This is a genomic window from Bradyrhizobium sp. 195, from assembly GCF_023101665.1.
Taxonomy (GTDB): domain Bacteria; phylum Pseudomonadota; class Alphaproteobacteria; order Rhizobiales; family Xanthobacteraceae; genus Bradyrhizobium.
The window spans coordinates 6,307,062-6,328,158 of record NZ_CP082161.1; the positions used below are offsets into that span (position 1 = coordinate 6,307,062).

The 21,097-nt window shown below is 61.4% G+C and carries 21 protein-coding genes; 1 reads left to right on the forward strand and 20 read right to left on the reverse strand.

The annotated features are described in order from the left end of the window. Nucleotides 1-11 precede the first annotated feature (11 nt). Genes IVB26_RS29535 through IVB26_RS29555 form a run of 5 tightly spaced genes read right to left on the reverse strand, consistent with a single transcriptional unit; the run spans nt 12 to nt 5,073 of the window. Complete coding sequence (locus IVB26_RS29535) at nt 12-431, reverse strand: MaoC/PaaZ C-terminal domain-containing protein (RefSeq protein WP_247968590.1); 420 nt, start codon at nt 429-431, stop codon at nt 12-14. 9 nt (nt 432-440) lie between these two features. After that, entirely contained in the window at nt 441-884 is a 444-nt protein-coding gene (locus IVB26_RS29540) for a MaoC family dehydratase N-terminal domain-containing protein (RefSeq protein WP_247968591.1), read from the reverse strand. Between the two features lie 12 nt (nt 885-896). Further along, nucleotides 897-2,081 (reverse strand): lipid-transfer protein, encoded by a 1,185-nt coding sequence (locus tag IVB26_RS29545; RefSeq protein ID WP_247968592.1) that lies wholly within the window; start codon nt 2,079-2,081, stop codon nt 897-899. An 18-nt stretch (nt 2,082-2,099) separates the two neighbouring features. Then, on the reverse strand, nt 2,100-3,284 hold the full coding sequence (bktB, locus tag IVB26_RS29550) for a beta-ketothiolase BktB (RefSeq protein ID WP_247968593.1): 1,185 nt from the start codon (nt 3,282-3,284) through the stop codon (nt 2,100-2,102). 10 nt (nt 3,285-3,294) lie between these two features. Continuing rightward, nucleotides 3,295-5,073, reverse strand: a complete 1,779-nt coding sequence (locus tag IVB26_RS29555) for an AMP-binding protein (RefSeq protein WP_247968594.1) — start codon at nt 5,071-5,073, stop codon at nt 3,295-3,297. A 319-nt stretch (nt 5,074-5,392) separates the two neighbouring features. On the opposite strand from IVB26_RS29555, the gene IVB26_RS29560 reads away from it, so the two are divergent. Next, a complete protein-coding gene (locus IVB26_RS29560; protein WP_247968595.1) occupies nt 5,393-5,809 on the forward strand; it encodes a MarR family winged helix-turn-helix transcriptional regulator in 417 nt (138 codons plus the stop codon). Between the two features lie 71 nt (nt 5,810-5,880). On the opposite strand, the gene IVB26_RS29565 is transcribed toward IVB26_RS29560, so the two are convergent. From IVB26_RS29565 to IVB26_RS29635, 15 genes are all read right to left on the reverse strand, one after another. Next, nucleotides 5,881-7,014 (reverse strand): NADH:flavin oxidoreductase/NADH oxidase, encoded by a 1,134-nt coding sequence (locus IVB26_RS29565; RefSeq protein ID WP_247973300.1) that lies wholly within the window; start codon nt 7,012-7,014, stop codon nt 5,881-5,883. Between the two features lie 39 nt (nt 7,015-7,053). Further along, nucleotides 7,054-7,821 carry an SDR family NAD(P)-dependent oxidoreductase gene (locus tag IVB26_RS29570; RefSeq protein ID WP_247968596.1) on the reverse strand — a complete coding sequence of 256 codons (768 nt, stop codon included), beginning with the start codon at nt 7,819-7,821 and terminating at the stop codon, nt 7,054-7,056. A 79-nt stretch (nt 7,822-7,900) separates the two neighbouring features. Further along, nucleotides 7,901-9,385 (reverse strand): NADP-dependent succinate-semialdehyde dehydrogenase, encoded by a 1,485-nt coding sequence (gabD, locus tag IVB26_RS29575; protein WP_247968597.1) that lies wholly within the window; start codon nt 9,383-9,385, stop codon nt 7,901-7,903. A 7-nt stretch (nt 9,386-9,392) separates the two neighbouring features. Continuing rightward, a complete protein-coding gene (locus IVB26_RS29580; protein WP_247968598.1) occupies nt 9,393-10,946 on the reverse strand; it encodes a class I adenylate-forming enzyme family protein in 1,554 nt (517 codons plus the stop codon). A gap of 28 nt (nt 10,947-10,974) precedes the next feature. Further along, the gene (locus IVB26_RS29585; protein WP_247968599.1) at nt 10,975-11,727 is read right to left on the reverse strand and encodes an SDR family oxidoreductase; all 753 of its coding nucleotides are present in this window, start codon (nt 11,725-11,727) and stop codon (nt 10,975-10,977) included. Continuing rightward, nucleotides 11,711-14,146, reverse strand: a complete 2,436-nt coding sequence (locus tag IVB26_RS29590; protein ID WP_247968600.1) for a xanthine dehydrogenase family protein molybdopterin-binding subunit — start codon at nt 14,144-14,146, stop codon at nt 11,711-11,713. The genes IVB26_RS29585 and IVB26_RS29590 overlap by 17 nt, the downstream gene beginning before the upstream one ends. Continuing rightward, nucleotides 14,139-14,900, reverse strand: a complete 762-nt coding sequence (locus IVB26_RS29595; RefSeq protein WP_247968601.1) for an N-acyl homoserine lactonase family protein — start codon at nt 14,898-14,900, stop codon at nt 14,139-14,141. Before IVB26_RS29595 ends, IVB26_RS29590 begins: the two co-directional genes overlap by 8 nt. Further along, complete coding sequence (locus IVB26_RS29600; RefSeq protein ID WP_247968602.1) at nt 14,897-15,394, reverse strand: (2Fe-2S)-binding protein; 498 nt, start codon at nt 15,392-15,394, stop codon at nt 14,897-14,899. Before IVB26_RS29600 ends, IVB26_RS29595 begins: the two co-directional genes overlap by 4 nt. After that, complete coding sequence (locus tag IVB26_RS29605; protein ID WP_247968603.1) at nt 15,387-16,268, reverse strand: FAD binding domain-containing protein; 882 nt, start codon at nt 16,266-16,268, stop codon at nt 15,387-15,389. Before IVB26_RS29605 ends, IVB26_RS29600 begins: the two co-directional genes overlap by 8 nt. A 1-nt stretch (nt 16,269) precedes the next feature. Continuing rightward, nucleotides 16,270-17,034, reverse strand: coding sequence for an enoyl-CoA hydratase/isomerase family protein (locus IVB26_RS29610; protein ID WP_247968604.1), 765 nt, complete (start codon nt 17,032-17,034; stop codon nt 16,270-16,272). Nucleotides 17,035-17,067: 33 nt separating this feature from the next. Next, on the reverse strand, nt 17,068-17,532 hold the full coding sequence (locus IVB26_RS29615) for an SRPBCC family protein (protein ID WP_247968605.1): 465 nt from the start codon (nt 17,530-17,532) through the stop codon (nt 17,068-17,070). Nucleotides 17,533-17,547: 15 nt separating this feature from the next. Then, the gene (locus IVB26_RS29620) at nt 17,548-18,006 is read right to left on the reverse strand and encodes an acyl-CoA thioesterase (RefSeq protein ID WP_247968606.1); all 459 of its coding nucleotides are present in this window, start codon (nt 18,004-18,006) and stop codon (nt 17,548-17,550) included. After that, nucleotides 18,003-19,154: an iron-containing alcohol dehydrogenase gene (locus IVB26_RS29625; protein ID WP_247973301.1), complete on the reverse strand. Its 1,152-nt coding sequence runs from the start codon at nt 19,152-19,154 to the stop codon at nt 18,003-18,005. The genes IVB26_RS29620 and IVB26_RS29625 overlap by 4 nt, the downstream gene beginning before the upstream one ends. Nucleotides 19,155-19,193: 39 nt before the next feature. After that, nucleotides 19,194-20,207, reverse strand: coding sequence for a branched-chain amino acid ABC transporter permease (locus tag IVB26_RS29630; RefSeq protein ID WP_247968607.1), 1,014 nt, complete (start codon nt 20,205-20,207; stop codon nt 19,194-19,196). A gap of 2 nt (nt 20,208-20,209) precedes the next feature. Beyond that, a complete protein-coding gene (locus tag IVB26_RS29635) occupies nt 20,210-21,097 on the reverse strand; it encodes a branched-chain amino acid ABC transporter permease (RefSeq protein ID WP_247968608.1) in 888 nt (295 codons plus the stop codon).

Sequence of the window (21,097 nt, forward strand, 5' to 3'; positions counted from 1 at the left end):
TCACTTGTCTGCTAGTTAAGGGCTACGATTGCCTCGCCGGCGAGCTTGACATCGCCGGCTTCGTCCTTGGCGCTCAGCGCGAGCTTCATGCACTCTCTACCCGCATGCTGCAGAAACTCGGTCACATGTCCTTCGCATGTCAACCTGGCACCTATCGGCGTCACGGAGGCAAAGCGCGTCGAGAAACTCAGTACCCGCGAAGCCTTGACGCCATCGGTCAGCGCCTGGCCCAGATAAGCCATTGCCAACATGCCGTGAGCAAAGACATCGGAGAAACCGGCTTTCTTCGCAAAATCGATGTCTACGTGGATCGGATTGTGATCGCCCGAGGCGCCGCAGTACAGTGCGAGCAAATGGCGAGTGATCGGTGGAAACGATTTCCGTACGACACAGTCGCCTACCGAAAGACGACCCGTTTCGACATTTGTCATAGCCGTCCCCTAGTTTCGTACGACGATGGTGCGCGTCAAATCCGCGACGTGCACTCCACGCTGATTGGTGACCTTCGTGCGGATGGCGATCATGGTCAGCGCGCCGCCCTTCTTATCGGCGATGTCGGTTACCTCCGGTTGGAAAGTGAGACAATCGTCGACGAGCAACGGCGCGTAATATGCGAAAGCTTGCTCGCCATGGAGAACGCGCCCCAAATCGATGTCCAGCTCGGTGAGCATCGCGAACGGCTGATCAGCATCTAGCATCTCGAGGCAGAAGGAATAAGTCGGAGGCACGGCAAGGCCCGAGTAACCTTCCTTGCGGGCGGCCTCAGGATCGCGATAGATCGGATTACATTCGCCGATCGTTTTCAGGAAGTATCGCAGCCGCCCGGGTTCGACCCGAGCCTTCACCGACGGCAAGACGCGACCAATGGCGCTTCGGTCCACCATGTGCCACTCTCCTCAGGTTGCGCGCTCGTAGAGCGTGACGACGCACGCACCGCCGAGTCCAAGATTGTGTTGCAGGCCAATTCGAGCGTTCTCAACTTGCGTCGCTTCCGCGGAGCCGCGAAGTTGTCTGGTGAGCTCGTAACACTGAGCCAGTCCGGTGGCGCCGAGCGGATGCCCCTTCGACAGCAGGCCGCCGGAAGGATTCGTCACGTACTTGCCGCCATAAGTGTTGTCGCCGTCGGCAACGAAGCGCTCCGCGCCGCCTGCCGGGCACAATCCCAGGGCCTCGTAGCTGATCAGCTCATTATGGGCAAAGCAATCGTGCAACTCGACGACGTCGACGTCGTCGGGTCCGATGCTCCCGCTCTCGTACACACTGTCCGCGGCCGCCTTGGCCATGTCGTAGCCGACGAGTTGCATCATGTCGCGCGCCTCGAAGCTGGAAGGCGTATCGGTCGTCATCGATTGCGCGCGGATGCGCACATTCATGTGAAGCCCGTGGCGCAAGGCGTACTGCTCCGAGACGAGGACCGCGGCGGCAGCGCCGCAGGTCGGCGGACAGGCCCTCAGGCGGGTCATGACTCCGGGCCAGATGACCTGGTCGTTCATGACATCCTCAGTCGTCACCTCCTTCCGGAAGAGCGCCAGCGGATTGTTCTTGGCGTGCCGACTCGCTTTGGAACGGATCTTCGCGAACGTCGCCAGTGACGTGCCATACTTCTTCATGTGACTGAGGCCGGCACCACCGAAATAGCGTAGCGCGAGCGGTACACCTGGCGCATCGACCAGCTTGTCGGCGAAGGCGTCGAACTCTTCGAACGGGCTCGGACGGTCCGCGAAGATGGTCCCCAAGGCTCCCGGCTTCATCTGCTCGAATCCGAGCGCCAGGACGCAGTCCGCGGCGCCGCTTTCGACAGCCTGGCGCGCAAGGTAGAGCGCAGTCGAGCCGGTCGAGCAGTTGTTGTTGACGTTGACAATCGGAATCCCGGTCATTCCGACGGGGTATAGAGCGCGCTGCCCTGCGGTCGAATCGCCGTATACATATCCAACGTAAGCCTGTTGCACGGCGGCATAGTCGAGGGCGGCATCTCCAAGAGCGCGACGCGTCGCCTCGGCCCCCATCACCGTGTACGGATCATTCGCTCCGGGCTTGAGGAATGGGATCATTCCGACCCCAGCCACATAGACTTTGGACATCGTGCTCCTCCAATCAGGTCAGTGCAGACTTTCCACGACGAGTGCGATTCCCTGACCGCCGCCGATGCACATCGTAGCTACGCCGTAGCGCCCCTTCGAGCGGCGCAGCTCGTACAGGGCCTTCACCGTGAGAATTGCTCCGGTCGCACCGAGCGGGTGGCCGAGAGCGATTGCGCCTCCATTGGGATTGACTTTTTCCGGCGGCAGATGGAGCCCATCCGTCACCGCTAGGGCTTGCGCAGCGAAGGCCTCGTTCGATTCGATCACATCGATATCGTCGAGCTTCAAGCCTGCCCGTTCCAGGGCGATTGGCACGGCTTTGACTGGACCGATGCCCATGATCTCGGGCGACACTCCGGCGAGACCCCAGGATACAAGTCGTCCGATCGGCGAGAGGTTTCGTTGCCTGACTTCCTCCTCGCTGGCCAGAACGACGGCCGCGCTTCCATCGTTTATTCCCGAAGCGTTTCCGGCTGTCACCGTGCCGCCCGGCTTGAAGACCGGCTTGAGCTTGGCCAAGTCCTCGAGCTTGGTCTGCGGACGGGGATGCTCGTCCTGATCGAAGAGCATCGCTCCTTTTCGCGTATCGACCTCGACGGGCACAATCTGCGCCTTGAAACGGCCTTCGGCGATTGCCATTGCGGCATGTCGTTGGCTCGTCAGCGCAAACTCGTCCTGCCGCTCACGTGTGATGCGACACAGATCTGCAACGTTCTCCGCCGTTTGTCCCATTGCGCCGTGTCCAAACGGATCGGCCAAGGTGTTGCTCAACCAGTCATAGACGACGCCGTCGCCCATTCTATGACCGTATCGCATCGCGGAAATCGAATGAGGAGCGCGGCTCATGGCTTCGGCCCCTCCAGCAACCGCGATCCTGGATTCGTCAAGGATGATCATCTGGGCCGCGCTGACGATGGCTTGCGCACCCGAGCCGCAAAGCCGGTTCACCGTCAGCCCCTGCGAACCGACGGGCATGCCCGCTTCGATGGCGACTGTCCGTCCGAGAAACAGATCCTGCGCTTCGGTCGGAATGACCGTTCCAAACACGGAATGGTCGACAATTCCCGGCTCGATATTTGCGCGCCGGATAGCTTCCTTGACGACGACAGCGCCAAGCGCGGTCGGCGATTTGTCCTTCAGGGTACCGCCGAAAGTCCCGATCGGAGTGCGGACACCGCTCACGATGAAGATGCCGGTCGACATTTTTGGTCTTTCATTCAGTTGCAGAAATCAGGGTGATGACATCCGCAGGCGTCGGAACTTGGTACAGATGCTCGATGTCGGCACGGCGCCTAGACAGCGCCGCCCGCTGGTTGAGATATCCCTTGTCGGTGATCTCGCCGTCCTTTGCCGAGGGTGTATCGGCGAGCAGGAGAGCCCTGCCGATCCGAGACGCCGAGCCGCCTAGCGCGAGATGAGATATAGCTGACGTAATTCGCGCCCGAACTTCGCGACTGCGGATCAACGCATCGAGCTTTGCATGGATATCTCCAGTCACCTCCCGGCAACCCGTTTCGTCCGGGAATATGAGGAGCCCAACCTCATTGCGATCATGCCCCGTGACGATGACATCCTGAACAACCGGGCTTGCGGCAGCAATGACTGCGAGACGCAATTTACTTGCCTGGACCCACGTGCCCGTCGCCAGCTTGAAGTTTTCAGCGACCCGACCATCGAACAGGATTCCGCACGATGGATCCGTCACGTCAACAAGGCGGCCAGCGTCGCCGGTTCGATAGTATCCCTCCTCGTCGAATGCGGCTGCCGTCGCCGCCGGATTGCGCCAATAACCAGGGGCGACCATTGGACCACGGACTCTCAGCTCGTTCGCATCGCCTGTAGGCACCAGCTTGACCGCGGCCCCGGGGACCGGAATCCCGAGATTGCTGCAGTGAGTATTTCCCTTTGGAGTGATCGACACGACGGGCCCCGTCTCGGTCGCTCCCCATCCCACGAAAACCGAGACGTCGGGACGACCGTATTCGGCGGCCAGAGCGTGAAGCTCATCCCAGGTCGATTGTGGCAAGGCGGCGCCGGCGGAGAACACAGCGCGCAGACGACAAAAGAAACGTTCCGCGAGCTCCGCATCGGATCGCATCGCACGCGTCAATTGCGTAAGACTGCCTGGCACCGAAAGATGAATGGTCGGCGGCCGGCTCTTGATATTCTCTATCGTACGCTCAAACTGGCCGGGTACCGGCCTTCCCTCGTCGATGAACAGCGTACCGGAGTTTCGCAGCACACAGTTGAAGACAAGGTTGCCACCGAAAACATGGTTCCATGGGAGCCAGTCCACAATCTCTGGAGGCTCATTCTTCAGAAACGTCCAAACCTCGCGGACCGCCTCTTGGTTCGAGCACATCATGCCGTGCGTCACGATAACGCCTTTCGGAGTGCCAGTTGATCCCGACGTGAAAAGTATCTTCGCGATCGTCTCGGAGAAAACCGCAGGGATCGGGTCTCTTGATTGCTGCCCTTCGTCCAGCAGTTGCTCCAGCCTCTCCTCACCCGGGGATGCACCCCTAGCGACGATTGTCGGAATCCCCAGGCGTTTCGCCAGTTGAAAGCCATGCGAACAGACATCCTCGTCCTGAGCGAACACGAGTCCCGGCGTCAACGTCTCCAAGATCCCAGCCAGCCGGCTTGTATCCTCTAGCTGAGAGTATACCGCCGAAATCGGCGCGACGGGAATCCCGGCAATCATGGCGCCGAGTGCGATCACCGCGTGCTCAATCGAGTTGTGAGACAAGATCGCCAGCGGTCGTTCGACGCCGAGCCCGCGCCCTATCAGGGCGCGCGCAATCAACCCTGCCTCGATTTGCGCGTCCAGATAGGTCAGCGATTTCCACTCGCCGCCAACGCGCTGCGCGAGAAATGATCTCGTGGGGTGACGCTTCGCGGCAGCAGCCAACATTTCCCCTAAGCTCGGAAAAGCGCGGGCGGAGAGGCTCGGCCCCTCCAAGACGAGCGGTTTAGCGCCCGACACTCGCATCGCGTTTCCTCCTCGGCATTGCCGCCTTATCTTAGGACTAGATAACGTTATTACTTTCTTTATGCAAGTTATTTATGCCGACGATTCGACGATTCTTCGCGCTTGGGCGCCAGAACAATGTGACGCTCACGCAGCCAAAAACGTGCTGCGCAGGTTCAATCGTTCAACTAGAAGGATTGCTGAGTTTGAGAGGACAGGTGTTGTTTTGAGCAAACGCAGGTCGCCGGCCGCGCATCGGCCTTCGCCCTCCATTGGATACGGCAGGAGCCCAAATGGAAGCCAACCCAGGGCCGCAATGCGCACTCCTGCAGCGGTTGATATGTCCTATCTCGAGGGAACGATCGGCTACGCGATACGGCGAGCCCAGATGGCGGTGTTCGAGGATATTTTCCGCGCTTTCGGTGAGGACAGGATCACGGCTGCCGAGTTCTCTGTGCTTGCGATTGTCGCGGACAATCCGGGTATCAACCAGGCCGACCTCGCCCTCGCCCTCGGTGTTGAGCGCCCGAGAATGGTACCGATCATCAACAAATTGGAGGAGAGCGGGCTCGCGAGCCGGGTAATCGACGGCCGAGACGGCCGTACTCGCCGAATCCATCTCACCCGCCGAGGACAGAAGCTGCTTGAGATTCTCAAGGCGCGGTTTGCTGAACATCAAGAACGCATGCTGAAGCGGCTTAAAGCGGGCACTCCGGACAGCATTCTCTCCGATCTCTGGAGGCTCGCAGGCAGATGATCGCAAGTCCGCTTGTCGGAGGCCCCTACCTCTGAGACGCCCGTTCGGCCGAGCGACCTTTAACTGCACCCTCATCTTCCTTGCTGGACAGCGCGGCGCTTGAGCCACCAGGCATATTGAACCGGCCAGTGCGACCAATCCGGGTCGCACCCCATCTGCAGCGCGGCCTGCGCCGGCCAGTTGGGATTCCAAAGCAGTTCACGGCCAAGCGCTATCAGCGTCGCCTTACCCTCCCCCAGCACGCTCTCGGCATACTGGGGCTCGCGGATCAGACCGACGGCAACCGTCGGGATCTTCGCCTCGCGCTGGATCCTTTCGGCGAACGGAACCTGAAATCCTGCAGTGCGTGACACCAGCGCATTGCCCTGAGGTAGTTTCATGCCGCCCGACGAGCAGTCGACGACGTCGACATCGACCTGCTTCAAAGCCTTGGCGAACTCGACCGAATCTTCGAGGGACCAGCCGATGTCGATTCCATCGACTGATGAGATCCGGACGAAGACAGGAAGGTGCGCCGGCCACTCTTCCCGCATCACAGCCGCAAGCCGGAGCGGCAGGCGCATACGGTTAGCGAGGCAACCTCCATATTCGTCGTTGCGATTGTTCGCGAGCGGCGACAGGAACGAGTGCAGCAGGTAGCCGTGCGCGCAATGCAACTCGATGACGTCGAAGCCAGCCTGTCTAGCTCGCCGAAAGGCTTCACGGTAATCATCGACGACCCGATCGATATCTTCGCCGGTCATCGTGCGCGGCGCCGGCCAGCCTTCCTCAAACGGAAGACTGCTGGAGGCGGCGATGCCCCACGCGGCTTCGCTGCTGGCTGCAACATCAGCGGGCCCGAGCGGACCACCGCCCTCCCATGGGCGCTGCGATGATCCTTTTCGGCCACTATGAGCGATCTGGATCGCCGCTTTGGCATTCATATCGTGAATGATGGATGCCAGTCGCGCCAGCCCTTCGACCTGGCGATCATCCCAAATGCCAAGGCAACCATGCGTGATCCGGCCCTGCAGGTTGACGGAGCTTTGCTCCACGAAGACGAGCCCCGCACCTCCTGCTGCCAGCTTTGCGACGTGTCCAACGTGCCAGTCGGTCGCGAATCCGTCGATCGCCGAATACGTCGCCATCGGAGAGACGACGATTCGATTCTTCAACGAGAGCTCGCGCAGGTGGATCGGCGCAAAGAGCAGTGGAGTAGGAGTCATCGGGCAGCATTCCCTGACATCATGCCGGACGGACAAAACTCAGCTGATCGTCACGCCCCCGTCGATCACGAGAACCTGCCCCGTCATGAAATTTCCGGCGGCCGAGCCGAGAAACACGGCCGCGCCGGCAACTTCGTCAGGAACACCGATCCGCTGCATCGGGCAGCGCGAGGTGGATGATTTCAACGTTTCGGGATCATCCCACAGAGCCTTGGCAAAATCCGTCTTGATGAGACCTGGCGCGATGCAATTGACGCGAATATTGTGCCGGCCGTACTCGCACGCGAGATTGCGCGCGAGTTGCATGTCCGCGGCCTTGGATATGCAGTACGCACCGATCGTAGTCGAGCCCGTCAAACCACCGATCGAGGACACGATGATGATCGAGCCGTCCTTCCGTTCGATCATCTGTGGCACCACCATGCTGATGATCCAGTTGTTGGCGACTATGTTGTTGGTCAGAACCTTGTTGAACTGGTCGTCGGAAATCTCTGCGAGAGGACCAAAATACGGATTGGACGCGGCGTTACAGACGAGAATATCAATCTTGCCGAACCGCTTGTTGCTCTCCTCGATGAGGCGTTGAAGATCCTCCTTGCTTGATATGTTCGCAGCGATCGAGAGGGCCGTGCCCGCGCCGAACCGATCATTGATCTCTCTGGCCACTCGATCGCAGGCGTCGCTCTTGCGGGATGAGATAACGACTTTTGCGCCATGTTCCGCCATCCGCTCCGCGATCGCCCGGCCGATGCCGCGCGTCGAGCCCGTGATCACCGCGAGCTTGCCCTTCATATCGAACAGCGTCATTCATCCTCCCCAATATCCTACCGACGCGAGTGCCGGCATTCTGAATGGATTCCAGTCCATTCAAGCCTTTAAGACGAGCTCAGATTCCTCCGAGACACAGATACTTGATCTCCAGGTAGTCCTCGATCCCGTACTTGGAGCCTTCGCGGCCATTGCCGCTTTCCTTCATTCCGCCGAACGGCGCCACTTCGCTGGAAATGATGCCTTCGTTGATGCCGACGATGCCGTACTCGAGCGCCTCAGCCACGCGGAAGATCCGGCCGATGTCTCGCCCATAGAAATACGCCGCCAGTCCAAACTCTGTCGCATTGGCGAGCCTGATCACCTCTTCCTCGCCGGAGAAGCGGAACACCGGCGCGACCGGACCGAACGTCTCCTCCTTGAAGATGAGCATGTCCGGCGTTGCATTCGCCAATACCGTTGGCTGGTAGAAGGAGTGCCCCAGCGCGTGACGCTTTCCGCCAGTGACAATGCGTGCGCCCCTCTTCACCGCGTCACCGATATGCTCTTCAACCTTCTCCACAGCATCGAGGTTGATCAGCGGCCCGATGGTGACGCCGGCCTCGAAACCGTCGCCCACTTTCAACGCAGTCACGGCCTCGGTTAGTCGGGCAACGAAGGCGTCGTAAACTTTGTCCTGAGCGAACAGCCGATTGGCGCACACACAGGTCTGCCCCGCATTGCGATATTTTGATGCGATCGCACCCTTCACTGCCGCGTCGATATCTGCATCGTCGAACACGATGAAAGGCGCGTTGCCGCCGAGCTCCATCGAGGTGCGCTTGACGGTCGCGGCTGCCTGCGCCATCAGCTTCTTGCCGACCTCGGTCGAGCCGGTGAAAGTCACCTTGCGCACGGTCGGATTGGACGTCATCTCGCCGCCAATCGCGCTCGCCGATCCCGTGACAACCGAGAAAACGCCGCTTGGGATACCCGCGCGCTCGGCAAGTGCGGCAAGCGCGAGAGCCGAGAGAGGCGTCTGGCTTGCGGGCTTGACCACCATCGTGCAGCCGGCGGCGAGCGCTGGACCGGCCTTGCGCGTGATCATGGCCGCCGGGAAATTCCACGGTGTGATGGCTGCGCAGACGCCGATCGGCTGCTTTAGAACGATGATGCGACGATCGGAGCTGAAGCCGGGTATGGTATCCCCGTAGACGCGCTTACCTTCCTCCGCGAACCATTCAATGAAGGATGCAGCATAGGCAATCTCGCCGCGGCTTTCAGCGAGCGGCTTGCCCTGCTCGGCCGTCATGATGGCCGCGAGATCTTCCTGGTTGGCGACGATCAGGTCGAACCATTTGCGCAATATTGCTGCACGCTCCTTGGCGGTACGGGCGCGCCAGGCCGGCCAGGCTTGGTCCGCCGCAGCAATCGCACGGCGTGTTTCCGTGACGCCCATGTTGGGTACGTTAGCCAACGTCACGCCGGACGCCGGGTTGGTCACCGTAAGGATCGCGCCGCTGTCCGCAGCCGACCATGCGCCGCCAACCAGACAGGTATCGCGAAGCAGCGAAGCGTCATTGAGCTTGAGCACGGGCGCGGCGATCTTCAAATGTGTCGTCATTGGAAACCTATCCTGCGGCTCTGGAGTCGAACGCTTCGCGCAGCTTGAAACGAATGATCTTTCCGGAGCCTGTCCGCGGGATCTCGCCGACGAAGATCACCTTTTCGGGCACCTTGTAGGAGGAGAGATGCTTGCGGCAGTGCGCAAGAACCGTTTCCTCATCAAGCGTCGCGACGCGACTTACCGCGAACAGCACCGGCACCTCGCCCAAATGCTGGTGCGGGACGCCAACCACGGCGCAATCGACTACATGATCGTGGCCATTGACGATCTCCTCGATTTCGGCGGGGGCGATATTCTGGCCGCCGCGGATGATGAGCTCCTTCAAGCGCCCCGTGATCGTCAGAAACCCGTTCTCGTCGCTCTTCGCGAGATCCCCGGTGTGATACCAACCATCGCGAAGCGCGCTTGCCGTCTCCTCCGGCTTGTTGTGATAGCCGATCATCACGTTCGGCCCACGCACGATCAGTTCACCCTCGGCGCCAAACCGGACGTCCTTCCCGGACAGATCGACAATCCGGACCGAGAGGCCCGGCACCGGTAGGCCACAGGAGCCAAGCACTCGCCCGCCGGTCGGCCAGTTCATGGTCACCATTGTCGAGGTCTCGGTAATGCCGTAACCGTCCAGCAACTTGATCGCGAATCTCGATTCGAATTCGCGATTTAACGTTGCCGGCATGATGGCGCCGGCCGAGATTGCAAGGCGGACGCCGGTCAGCCCAATGTCGTTCCTGCCCTTCGCCGCCTCCAGCAAATAGTGGAACATGGTCGGCACACCCGGAAAGACGGTGAACCTGCCCGTGCCGAGCAACCGGAGCACTTCGGTGGTCGAGAATTTCTCCATGATGTACTCGCTAGCCCCCGTGGCGAGCACACTGAGGACAGAGAGGTTCAGCGCGTATGAATGGAACAGCGGTAGCGGCGACAGAATCGTGTCCGTTTCCGACAACATTGCGATGGGCGCCCAGCACGACGCCGTGATCCAGAGCATGCTATGGGTCGAGAGCAACACCCCTTTGGCCCGGCCTGTCGTGCCCGACGTGTAGATGATGAAGGCTGGTTCATGCATCGACAGGGAATCCCGCGGATTCGAGCGCGGTTCTGTCGTCGCCAGGTCGTCGTAGCGGGCTCCCTTTCTCGTCCTCGAGCCGCGCTCGACAAGAACGACACTGCTCAATGCGGGACACTGGCGTCTAATGGTCTCAACGAAATCGGATCGCTCGTCGGTCGTGATGACCATGCTGCAGGCAGCGTCCTGCAGCCGATAGATAACTTCGCTTTCGGTCGCATCATAGCTGATGGGTACGCTGACCGCGCCGGCCCGGGCGATGGCGAAGCAGGTTTCGACCCAACGCACGCAATTGGGAAGGAAGATCGCAACAGTGTCGCCCGCGCGCACGCCGAGATCGGCAAAATGACCCGCCAGGTTCGCCGTGCGCCTCGCAAGTTCGGCGTACGTGATCTTCCCAGCGCCATCCTCGAATGCAGTCTTGCTTCCTCGTTCCACGGCATGCCGCTGGATCAGCGCCGGGATTGGCGCAATCAGACTGGTCTGCAGCATGTGTCCTCCCTGTCGCTCGTTTTTGTTGTCAAACCATGCTGAACCCGCCGCTGATGCTGATTACTTGGCCGGTAATCCAGCTTCCGTGCGGCGAGGCCAACAAAGTCACCATAGGCGCGATGTCCTGCGGTTGGCCCAACCGACGCAGGGGATAGAACTTGGTTAGCTTGTCGCGATTGGAGTCGACCCAGGCTCGGTCATGTGCGGTCTCGATCAGCCCGAGCGAGATCGTGTTGGCTGTAGTGCCGAACCGGCCGAATTCGCGGGCGAGCGACTTCATGAGGCCGATGACGCCGGCCCGCGCCGCCGCGACGATTGCGAGGCCGGATTCGCCGACCCGCGAAGAGTCGCCGACTAGCGCGATGATGCGGCCGTCGCCGGCTTTCTCGAGATGCGGAGCGGCGGCCTTCGACACGTGGATCGCGCCGTAGAGGCAGATGTTGATCTGCTTCTCCCACTCCTCGCGCTTGGTATCCGTGAAGCGGTTGCGCAGGGCGACGCCAGCGTTATTGACCACGATATTGAGACCGCCGAAATCCTTGACGATGCCGTCCACCATCGCGGCAACCGCGGCAAAATCGGACACGTCAGCCTGATAGGCGATCGCCTTGCCGCCCTTCTTCTCGATCTCAGCGACGACAGCGGCAGCGGCTTCCTTGGAGCCGTTATAGTTCACCGCAACCGCAGCACCTTCCGCCGCGAGGCTCAGCGCGATCTCGCGGCCGACATCTCTCGCCGCGCCGGTGACGAGCGCGACCTTGCCCTTAAGCTTCATATCCATGAGTAAATTCCTTGCGGTCTGTTGTTGCGTTCTCGATAAGGCGAAAAAGACGCTCTGGGGATACCGGCAGCTCGAAGATGTCGATGCCGAGCGGCGACAGCGCATCCGCGATGGCATTCGCGATCGCCGCGGGCGCGCCGATGGTGCCGCCCTCGCCCATGCCGCGGAAGCCGCCGAGCGTGGTCGGCGAGTTCTTCTCGATGTGGACGACCTCGATCGAGGGCACTTCGGTGGCGGTCGGGATGATGTAATCGACGAGGCTGGCGGTCAGGTTCTGTCCCTCGTCGTTGTAGACGACCTCTTCGTAGAGCGCGGCGCCGATACCCTGCGCGACGCCACCATGAACCTGCCCGTCCACGATCATGGGATTGATCAGCCGCCCACAATCTTCGGCCACCACGAAGCGGTCGACCCTTACTTCATAGGTGTTCGGGTCGATCTCGACGACGGCCAAATGCGCTGCGGTGGCACTGGTGCCGAATATAGGGTCGTAAGTCCTGGTCGAGGTCAGTTCTTCGCGCTTCTCTGCCGGGATGCATCCCATTTCCAGATAGACGGCACGTGCCAATTGGCGGAACGTCAATGCGCGGTCGGTGCCGACCACGGTAACCTTGCCGTCCTGCACTGTGAGATCATCAGGACTGGCTTCGAGCAGATGCGAAGCCGCTCGTACCAGCTTGTCCTTAACCTCGCGGGCAGCGAGCGTCGCGGCACCGCCGGCGAGTACGGCACTGCGGCTGGCATAGCTGCCGGTGGCATTCGGCACCGCCGCACTGTCGCCCTGAATCACCCGGATGTCCTCGACGCGGCCGCCGAGATTCTCGGCGACGACCTGCGCCAGCGTCGTCTCAAGCCCCTGCCCCATCGAGGCGACGCCGAACGCGGCGGTGATCGCGCCGGTGGAATCGATAGCGATTTTAGCGGTTTCGGTGCCGGTGTTGATCGGCATGCCCGGGGCAACCGAAATGCGCGAGCCGATTCCGGTCAGCTCGGCATAGCAGGCGATCCCGATCCCGAACCAATGTCCTGCTGCGCGCGCCGCTGCCTGCCGCGCACGCAAGGCGCGGTAGTCGGCTTGCTCACATGCGGCATCCAGGCATTCGGTAAAGGCGCATTGATCCCACACGATCCCGGATCCGATGCGGTAGGGAAACTCATTCGGCTGGATCATGTTCTTCAGCCGCAGCTCCACGGGGTCCATTCCGAGCTTGCGCGCCGCCATGTCCATCAGCCGTTCCGCAACGAAGGTCGATGTCGGGCGGCCTACGCCGCGATACGGCCCCATGGGCGGCTTCGAAGTCGCAACACCTCGGACACGCCCGAGATAGTTCGGGATCTTGTAGGGGCCCGGGAGGAAGCTCACGACCTGGACCGGCTCGATCACCGCGGTCCATGGATAGATCGAATAGGCTCCGACATCGCCGATGACGTCTGCCTTGAGCGCGAGGGCACGGCCCTCCGCATCCAGAGCCAGTTCAGCCTCAACGATCTGGTCGAACCCTTGGCTGGTGGACGCGAGATCCTCCATGCGGTCGCTCGTCCATTTCACGGGCCGACCGAGTTGCCGCGCGGCGAATGCTACGAAGATCTCCTCGGCATAGAGCGACGCCTTGCCGCCAAAACCGCCGCCGACGTCGGACGAAATGACGCGCAACCGGCTCCCCGGAATATCCAACGCTTCGGAGAGAGCGTCGCGAACGATGCCCGGCACCTGCGTCGACGAGTGCAGCGTCAGTTCGTCGCGCCCGGCTTCATATTCCGCCAAGTAGGTCCGGTTCTCCATCGCGAGTGGCGATTTGCGCCTGAACCGGAACCGTCCCGACACGCGGACGGCAGCGCCTGCGATCGCCTGATCGACGTCTCCAGTCTTGAACTCGCGCGCGCAGAGAATGTTTGTGCCGGCCTCCTCGTGCAGCAGCGGCGCGGAAGGCTTCGCGGCCTCCTCGGGATCGATCACGACGGGTAGCGGATCGAATTCGATGTTGATGAGCTCGAGCGCGTCTTCGGCGATATAGCGGCTCTCCGCCACGACCGCGACGACGGGTTCGCCGACATAGCGTACCTTGTCGCGCGCCAGTGCGGTGATCGCCGTGGCGTGATAGTTCTTCATCCGCGACGTGGCGAAGATCGCATTGACGCCGGCCAAGTCCTCGGCCGAGAACACCGCGACGACGCCGTCCATGTTGCGCGCGTCCTCGCAGTCGATCTGCTCGATCAACGCATGCGAATGATCGCTGCGGCGGAAGGCGACATGTAGCAGGCCGGGCGTGCGCCGGTCGTCGACGAAGGCGCCCTTGCCGACCAGCAAGCGTGCGTCCTCGGTACGCTTGACGCGTGCGCCGACGATTTTGGGCCCGGTAGCTGGACTATCTGCCGAGCAGCCGTGCTCGACAGCCGGGATAGGCTTGCCGTCAATCATAGCAATCCGCCCCCTTCCGCAGGTTCTCCCATTGGGTGGCATCATGCCCGCAGATCACGGTGGCGCCCTGCGCCTCGATCTGCCTGATTCTTTGGAATGTTTGGCGGCAGACCTCCTTGTTCCAGGTATTCTTCGGAATGATATCGGCATCCAGATTACCGCGGATGCTGACCGCGTCGGACGCCAGCAGAAATCGGCCGCTGTTGCGAAGCGTGACCAGCGCGCCCATCAGACCGGGGGTATGGCCAGGCAGATGAATGAGCTTGATCGCGCCATCATCGAACAGGTCAAGGTCGTGGCTTGCTTCCTGATAGTCCAGAGCATGATCCCAGTCGGCCCGCAAATAGCCTGCCTCGGCGGCGGACGGTCCCCTCGCAACGTCGAGTTCCTCCTTGCGGACCAGGAATTGTGCTTTGCGGAAGAACTGGTTGCAACCGCAATGATCCGTATGGAGATGCGAACAGACGACGACGTCGATGTCGTCCGCCGTCAAGCCGACAGCCTTCAGCCCTTCCAGCACATTGTCACCGGCTGGCATGATCGGCGTCATGACGCGCGCCATGCCGCCCCATTGCCCGTCCGGGTCGGTCGCAACCTCGGGATGGCAGCCCGTGTCGAACAGCACATTGCCCTTGGCGTGGCGAAGCAACACGCTGGAGACAGGCAGCTCAACGGTCTCGGCACGATCGGCATCGGGAAAATAGATACTCTTGCGCATCCGCAAGCGGCCGCCGGAGAGGAAATGCATCTTCATGGCGCGCTCTCCCGATTCTCGCTCTTGAGCGCGTCCGCAGCCGCTCTGACGGCGCGGACGATGTTCTCGTATCCCGTGCAGCGGCACAGGTTGCCGGACAGCCCTTCGCGGATCTCCTCATCACTCGCCAGCGGCGACTTCTCGAGGAGATCGACCGCCGTTATCAGCATCCCCGGTGTGCAGAACCCGCATTGCAGCGCGTGGTGATCATGGAATGCCTTCTGGACGGGATGAGCTCCCGCCGGAGTCGCAAGACCCTCTACCGTCGTAATCTCCGCACCATCGAGCTGTGCAGCCAGGAGAAGGCACGAGCGCGCACTGTCACCATTCACCAACACCGTGCAGGCGCCGCAAACCCCGTGCTCGCAACCCACGTGCGTGCCGGTCAAACCGAGCTCGATGCGAAGGAAGTCGGACAGCAGCAGCCGGGGCTCGACCTCGCGCCGATACGCGCGGCCATTGACCATTACGGAGATAGAGATTGATTTAGCCATGTCTCGCCTCCGTCGCGCGCGACCAAGCTTTACGAAGGGCGCGCTCGGCCAGCACGCCCACGAGATGCCGGCGATAGTCCGCGGAGGCGTGCAGGTCCGTATTGGGTTCGACGGATGCCCGGATCGAACTCACGGCAGCAGCCATGAGGGGATCGTCGAACGGCCGCCCCGAGGTCAGCTGCGCCTCCGTCTCTGTCGCGCGCATCGGCGTCTCGCCGACACCCATCATACCGATCCGAACATGAGAGACGCGATCGCCACTCCGCTCGAGACAAATCGCGACACAAGCAAGCGCGAAATCGCCAGACCGACGCGCGACCTCCTCGAACGCCCAGCCGGCGCTCGGTGGCACTTTTGGGAAACTGACAGACACGAGCATCTCGGCGTCCGACAAATCCGTCGTCAGGGCACCGATGAAGAATTCAGAGGCATTGAGGGTCCGTCGGCCCTCTGCGGATGCGAGCTCGAGCTTCGCATCGAGCAGCATCGACATCATCGGCAGTTCGGCCGCCGGGTCCGCATGCGAGAGGCTGCCACCGATCGTGCCACGGTTGCGGATGGCGAGATGCGCGACATGGGCCATGGCCTCGCTCATGACCGGCAGTTGCCTTGCGACCAGGTCGGAGGTCTCGATCATCCGATGTCGCGTCAGCGCGCCGATCCGGATCCGATCGCCCTCATCCCTGATATAGGCGAGACCGGGAATGCGATTGATGTCGATCAGCACCGAAGGACGCAGCAGGCGGAAATTGAGCATCGGCATTAGACTTTGCCCGCCGGCCAGCAGCTTGCCATCGCCGTTCGCCCCCGCCAGCGCGGCGGTCGCGGCTTGCACGCTGTCGACGGACAGATACTCAAAGGGCGGCGGCTTCATGTCAGCACCACCTGAAATCCGGCTTCCGCTTCTCGGCGAATGCCTTGCGAGCCTCTCGATAGTCATCGCTATTGGAGGCACAATCGATCATCGCCTGCGCGAGGAGACCTCCGTCCGCCAGCGCCGCGTCATTGAGAATGTATTTGGCACCGGAGATCGACAGCGGTGCTTTCTCGCACGTCTGCGCGGCGAGGCTCAGGGCATCGTGAAGGGGATCGTCGCAAACGCGGTCGACCAAACCGATCTTCAGTGCCTCTCGCGAACCGACCCGTTCCGCCGTATAAAGGATCCGCTTTGCATTGGTCAGTCCGACGAGGGCAAGTAGCCGTCTGGTGCTGCGGACACCATAGACGATCGACAGGTTCGCCGCAGGTATGCCCAGCGAAGCAGTTGGAGCGGCAAAGCGGAAATCGCAGGCCATCGACAGATGACAGCCGCCACCGAGACAATATCCGGTGATGACCGCGATCACCGGCTGCGGGACGCCGGCGATCGCATCGGAACAGGAATCGACCGCCATCTCATAGGCCGCGCTCGCGCCCGCATCCGCCCGGATTGCATCGAACTCGGAGACATCCGCGCCCACGCTGAAGCTTTCGCCGGCGCCGGTCAGAATGATGGTGCGAACCTCCCTGTTCGCGCCCAGCTCCCTGAAAGTCGTGGCCATTCCCTTCCACATCGCAAGCGTCATGGCATTGCGCACGTGGGGACGGTTGATCGTCACCGACGCGACGCGACCGTCAAGAGTGCAACTGATGTCCGACACGGCAGTCCCTCACATTCAGGCTTCTGTCCGACGTCACGCGTGGTCGGCGGCGGCGCTCTGCTTCTCGACTTGCCCGCGAAATTCGTCGAAGAACTGCGCGGCAAGCTTCTTCGCGGTCGAATCGATCAATCGCGCGCCGAGCTGGGCGAGCTTCCCTCCGACCTTGGCCTCCGTATAGTACGACAGCGCAGTACCTTCGGGCATGTCCTCAAGCTGAACTTTGGCGGAGCCGGCGGCGAAGCCGGCGATGCCACCCTGCCCTTCCCCGGATATGCTGTAACCGACCATCGGCTGGATATCCGACAAGCGGACCTTGCCCTTGAACTTCGCCTTGATCGGCCCAACCTTGATGACCGCAGTGGCGATGAACTCGTCATCTGCGGTCCGATCGAGCTCCTCGCAGCCGGGAATGCAGGCCTTTAGGATGAGGGGGTCGTTGAGGGCGTGCCACACCTGCTCTCGCGACGCCCTCAGCTCAATCTTTCCGAACATGTCCATGGAGGTATCTCCCGCTCAGGCCGCAACGGTGTGGCCGCGCACGTGAAGCGGCACGATGACTGACTTTAATCGCTCGGGCAGCGGTACCGGCCGGTTCGATGCACGATCGACATAAACATGGACGAAGTATCCCTGCGCGCACGCCTCATCCTCGTCGTCCCTGAACAGGCCGATCTCATAGGTGATGCTGGTGCGGCCTTGTCGCCCGATGCGCAAGCCCGCGTGCACGATCGACGGATAAGCGATTTCCTTGAAGTATCGGCATTTTGTTTCGGCGACCAGGCCGATCACCTGACTCTGTCGCACGTTGAGAAAGCCGGTCTCAATCAGATATTGGCAGACCGCGGTATCGAAGAAGGAATAGTAGACCGCATTGTTGACGTGGCAATAGGCGTCGTTGTCCATCCAGCGCGTCGTTATCGCCCGGAAGTGCGCGTAATCGGCGCGGCAGTGTGGGCTGGCACGCTCTGTCATAGCGCCTCGCTGTAGATAGCGCGCGCGTCGTCCAGCGATACCTCACGCGGGTTGTTGATGAGCAGCCGCTGCTGCTTCATCGCGTCCTCCGCGAGTTGAGGCAGATGATTGTGTGAAATGCCGACGTCGCGCAGCCGCGTGGGCAGTCCGAGCGACACTGGCAGGTTAGACAGATAGTCGATGAGCGCAGCGCTTAGGTCCTGCGCGCCGCCCTTCCGGCTGGGAAGCAGGACCTGGGCGATCTCGGCATAGAGGGGCTGGGCCGCAGTCGCATTGAACCGCAACACGCCCGGAAGAACGAGCGAATTGGACAGGCCATGTGGGACGTGGAAACGGGCGCCGACCGGATAGGCCAAGGCATGCACGGCTGCGACGGGCGCATTCGCAAAGGCCATTCCTGCCAGCATCGAGCCGAGCAGCATGGCCTGGCGCGCCTCGCGATTGTTGCCGTTGGTGCAGGCCGCATGAATGTTGCTGCCCAGCAATCGCAGGGCCTCGCGCGCCAGGCAGTCAGAAACCGGGTTCTTCAGTCGTTTCGAGGTGTAGGCCTCGATCGCGTGCACCATCGCATCGATACCGGTGGCGGCCGTTACCGCCGGCGGCAGACCGAGCGTGAGATCGGCATCGAGCACGGCCCAATCCGGTAGCAACACCGGCGAGACCACACCCTTCTTTTCGTTTTCACCGGTTGTGACGATCGAGATCGGCGTCACCTCCGAGCCCGTGCCGGCCGTTGTCGGTGCGAGGATCAGCGGCAAGCGCGGCCCCTTGGCAAGTCCCACGCCATAGATGTCCGAAAGCTGCTCTTTGCCGACGGCAAGAAGAGCCACCAGCTTTGCGGTATCCATTGAACTTCCGCCACCAATGGACACGATGCCATCGACCTTGGCCGCCACCGCCTGCTGCACCCCGGCCATGATCACGTGCTCCGGAGGATCCGCCTTGACGTCGGTAAAAAGCGTCACGGCAATGCCCGCGCGTTTCAGTCCGTCGAGGCCGGGCTGCAGCAGCCCGGCAGCCGCGACGCCGGGATCAGAGATCAGCAGCACCGAACGGCAGCCGAGATCACGCGCCAGCTCGCCGATGCGAGCTGAACTTCCCGGCTCGACCAGCGAAGACTTTGTCGATTGAAACGTGAAGCCGTGCACGTGGGTAGTTCCCTTCAATATCTCACTTTCATAACTGAACTACTTTTGCAGCAGCGTGTCAACCTGTTTGGTGACCGCGGCGGCTTGCGCGTTCCGAACATGCTGCTTCGTCCGGTCAACAATCTCGCCGACGATTCCCTTGCGGAACGCCAGCACGCACAGCATGAAGATGGCACCGATCACGATCGGAATTTTGGTCGACAAATCGATCGTTACTCCCATGATGTTGACCACTCCGAAGTCGGCCAGATAGCCCTCCAGCGCCACAATGAAAGTGGCGCCGACGATCGGGCCGACAGCCGTGCCGAGGCCGCCGAGCAGGCACATCAGAATGACGTTGCCGGATTGGGTCCAATGCGCATCGGGCAAAGATGCAAGGCCAAGGGTCTGAGCCTTCAGTCCGCCGGCAAGAGCCGCGACCGACGCCGAGATCACGAAGGCCATGAGCTTGTAGCCGCGGCAATCGTAGCCGAGCGACATCGCGCGCGGCTCGTTGTCCCGGATCGCAAGCAGCACCTGCCCGAACGGTGCCTCCATCAACCGCTGCAATCCCCATATGGCACCAGCGACCGAGACCAACACGAAACCATACATCGCGAGATCATTGTCGAGCGGGATTAGTCCAAACAGCCGCCCGCGAGGAATCCGCTGCAATCCGTCCTCGGCCCCGGTGAAGGGCGCCTGCAGACAGAAGAAATAGACCATCTGCGCCAGCGCAAGGGTGACCATGGCGAAATAGATGCCCTGGCGGCGGATCGCCATCCCACCCATGATAAAGCCGAGCGACGCTCCGACAAGCACGGCCAATCCGAGCGCAAATTCCGGCGTCATCCCCCAGACTTTGAGCGCGTGTCCAGCGACATAAGCGCCCAGGCCGAAGAAGGCGGCATGGCCGATCGACAATAGCCCAACATTGCCAGTGAAGAAATTGAAGGAGCAAGCGAACAGCGCAAACGCGAGACACTTCGTCAGGAACAGCGGATAGAGCCCGCCGAGCGGCGCGGCCACGCCGACCGTAACGATTGCAAGGAGGATCGCGGTGGAAGTACGCATCTTCATGCCTCCCGTCCCATCAGGCCCGCGGGCCGGATCAACAGGATCGCCGCCATGGCAATGAAAACAACAGTTGAGGAAACTTCCGGGTAGATCACTTTTGAAAGTCCTTCCAAGACGCCGAGCGCTAGGCCTGCGAGGATGGCACCAGATAGAGAGCCTAACCCGCCGATCACCACGACCGCGAAGGTGACGATGAGAAGATTTGAGCCCATCGCCGGTTGAACCTGATAGAGCGGCGCTGCGAGCACACCAGCGAAGGCCGCGAGAGCCGCGCCAAGCGCATAGGTCATCGTGATCATGACCGGAACGTTGATCCCGAGAGCCTGAACCAGCCTCGGGTTCTCGGTGCCTGCTCGCAAATAGGAGCCGAGCTTGGTCTTCTCGATCAGCAGCCAGATGCCACCGCACATCGCAAGCGACGCCAGGACGATCCATAGCCGGTAGACCGGCAGTCGCATGAAGCCGATGTCGACAACGCCTCTCAGGGCTGCCGGCACCGGATACGGTCGGCCAGCAGCGCCATAGATGTCGCGGAAGATGCCCTCGAGAAAGATCGCGAGCCCGAACGTGAACAACAGGCTATAGAGATGATCGACCCCAGCCAGCCTGCGCAGGAATAGCCGCTCGATGGCAGCACCGATCACTCCGACGCCAATTGGCGCGATGACCAGGGACCACCAATAATCGACTCCAAATATCTGCAACAGCAGATAGCCGCCGAAAGCACCCAGCATATAGAGTGCCCCGTGCGCGAAATTGATCACATTCAAGAGGCCGAAGATGATTGCGAGCCCAAGGCTCAGCATCGCGTAGAAGCAACCGTTGACCAGCCCAATCGTAATCTGACCGAGCAGGACTTGGAGCGGGATATCGAACATTGCGACCAC

Bases quoted from the DNA above. Each gene is read 5' to 3' on its own strand.
- IVB26_RS29535 (WP_247968590.1), bottom strand. From the start codon at position 431: ATGACAAATGTCGAAACGGGTCGTCTTTCGGTAGGCGACTGTGTCGTA.
- IVB26_RS29540 (WP_247968591.1), bottom strand. From the start codon at position 884: ATGGTGGACCGAAGCGCCATTGGTCGCGTCTTGCCGTCGGTGAAGGCT.
- IVB26_RS29545 (WP_247968592.1), bottom strand. From the start codon at position 2,081: ATGTCCAAAGTCTATGTGGCTGGGGTCGGAATGATCCCATTCCTCAAG.
- bktB (WP_247968593.1), bottom strand. From the start codon at position 3,284: ATGTCGACCGGCATCTTCATCGTGAGCGGTGTCCGCACTCCGATCGGG.
- IVB26_RS29555 (WP_247968594.1), bottom strand. From the start codon at position 5,073: ATGCGAGTGTCGGGCGCTAAACCGCTCGTCTTGGAGGGGCCGAGCCTC.
- IVB26_RS29560 (WP_247968595.1), top strand. From the start codon at position 5,393: ATGTCCTATCTCGAGGGAACGATCGGCTACGCGATACGGCGAGCCCAG.
- IVB26_RS29565 (WP_247973300.1), bottom strand. From the start codon at position 7,014: ATGACTCCTACTCCACTGCTCTTTGCGCCGATCCACCTGCGCGAGCTC.
- IVB26_RS29570 (WP_247968596.1), bottom strand. From the start codon at position 7,821: ATGACGCTGTTCGATATGAAGGGCAAGCTCGCGGTGATCACGGGCTCG.
- gabD (WP_247968597.1), bottom strand. From the start codon at position 9,385: ATGACGACACATTTGAAGATCGCCGCGCCCGTGCTCAAGCTCAATGAC.
- IVB26_RS29580 (WP_247968598.1), bottom strand. From the start codon at position 10,946: ATGCTGCAGACCAGTCTGATTGCGCCAATCCCGGCGCTGATCCAGCGG.
- IVB26_RS29585 (WP_247968599.1), bottom strand. From the start codon at position 11,727: ATGGATATGAAGCTTAAGGGCAAGGTCGCGCTCGTCACCGGCGCGGCG.
- IVB26_RS29590 (WP_247968600.1), bottom strand. From the start codon at position 14,146: ATGATTGACGGCAAGCCTATCCCGGCTGTCGAGCACGGCTGCTCGGCA.
- IVB26_RS29595 (WP_247968601.1), bottom strand. From the start codon at position 14,900: ATGAAGATGCATTTCCTCTCCGGCGGCCGCTTGCGGATGCGCAAGAGT.
- IVB26_RS29600 (WP_247968602.1), bottom strand. From the start codon at position 15,394: ATGGCTAAATCAATCTCTATCTCCGTAATGGTCAATGGCCGCGCGTAT.
- IVB26_RS29605 (WP_247968603.1), bottom strand. From the start codon at position 16,268: ATGAAGCCGCCGCCCTTTGAGTATCTGTCCGTCGACAGCGTGCAAGCC.
- IVB26_RS29615 (WP_247968605.1), bottom strand. From the start codon at position 17,532: ATGGACATGTTCGGAAAGATTGAGCTGAGGGCGTCGCGAGAGCAGGTG.
- IVB26_RS29620 (WP_247968606.1), bottom strand. From the start codon at position 18,006: ATGACAGAGCGTGCCAGCCCACACTGCCGCGCCGATTACGCGCACTTC.
- IVB26_RS29630 (WP_247968607.1), bottom strand. From the start codon at position 20,207: ATGCGTACTTCCACCGCGATCCTCCTTGCAATCGTTACGGTCGGCGTG.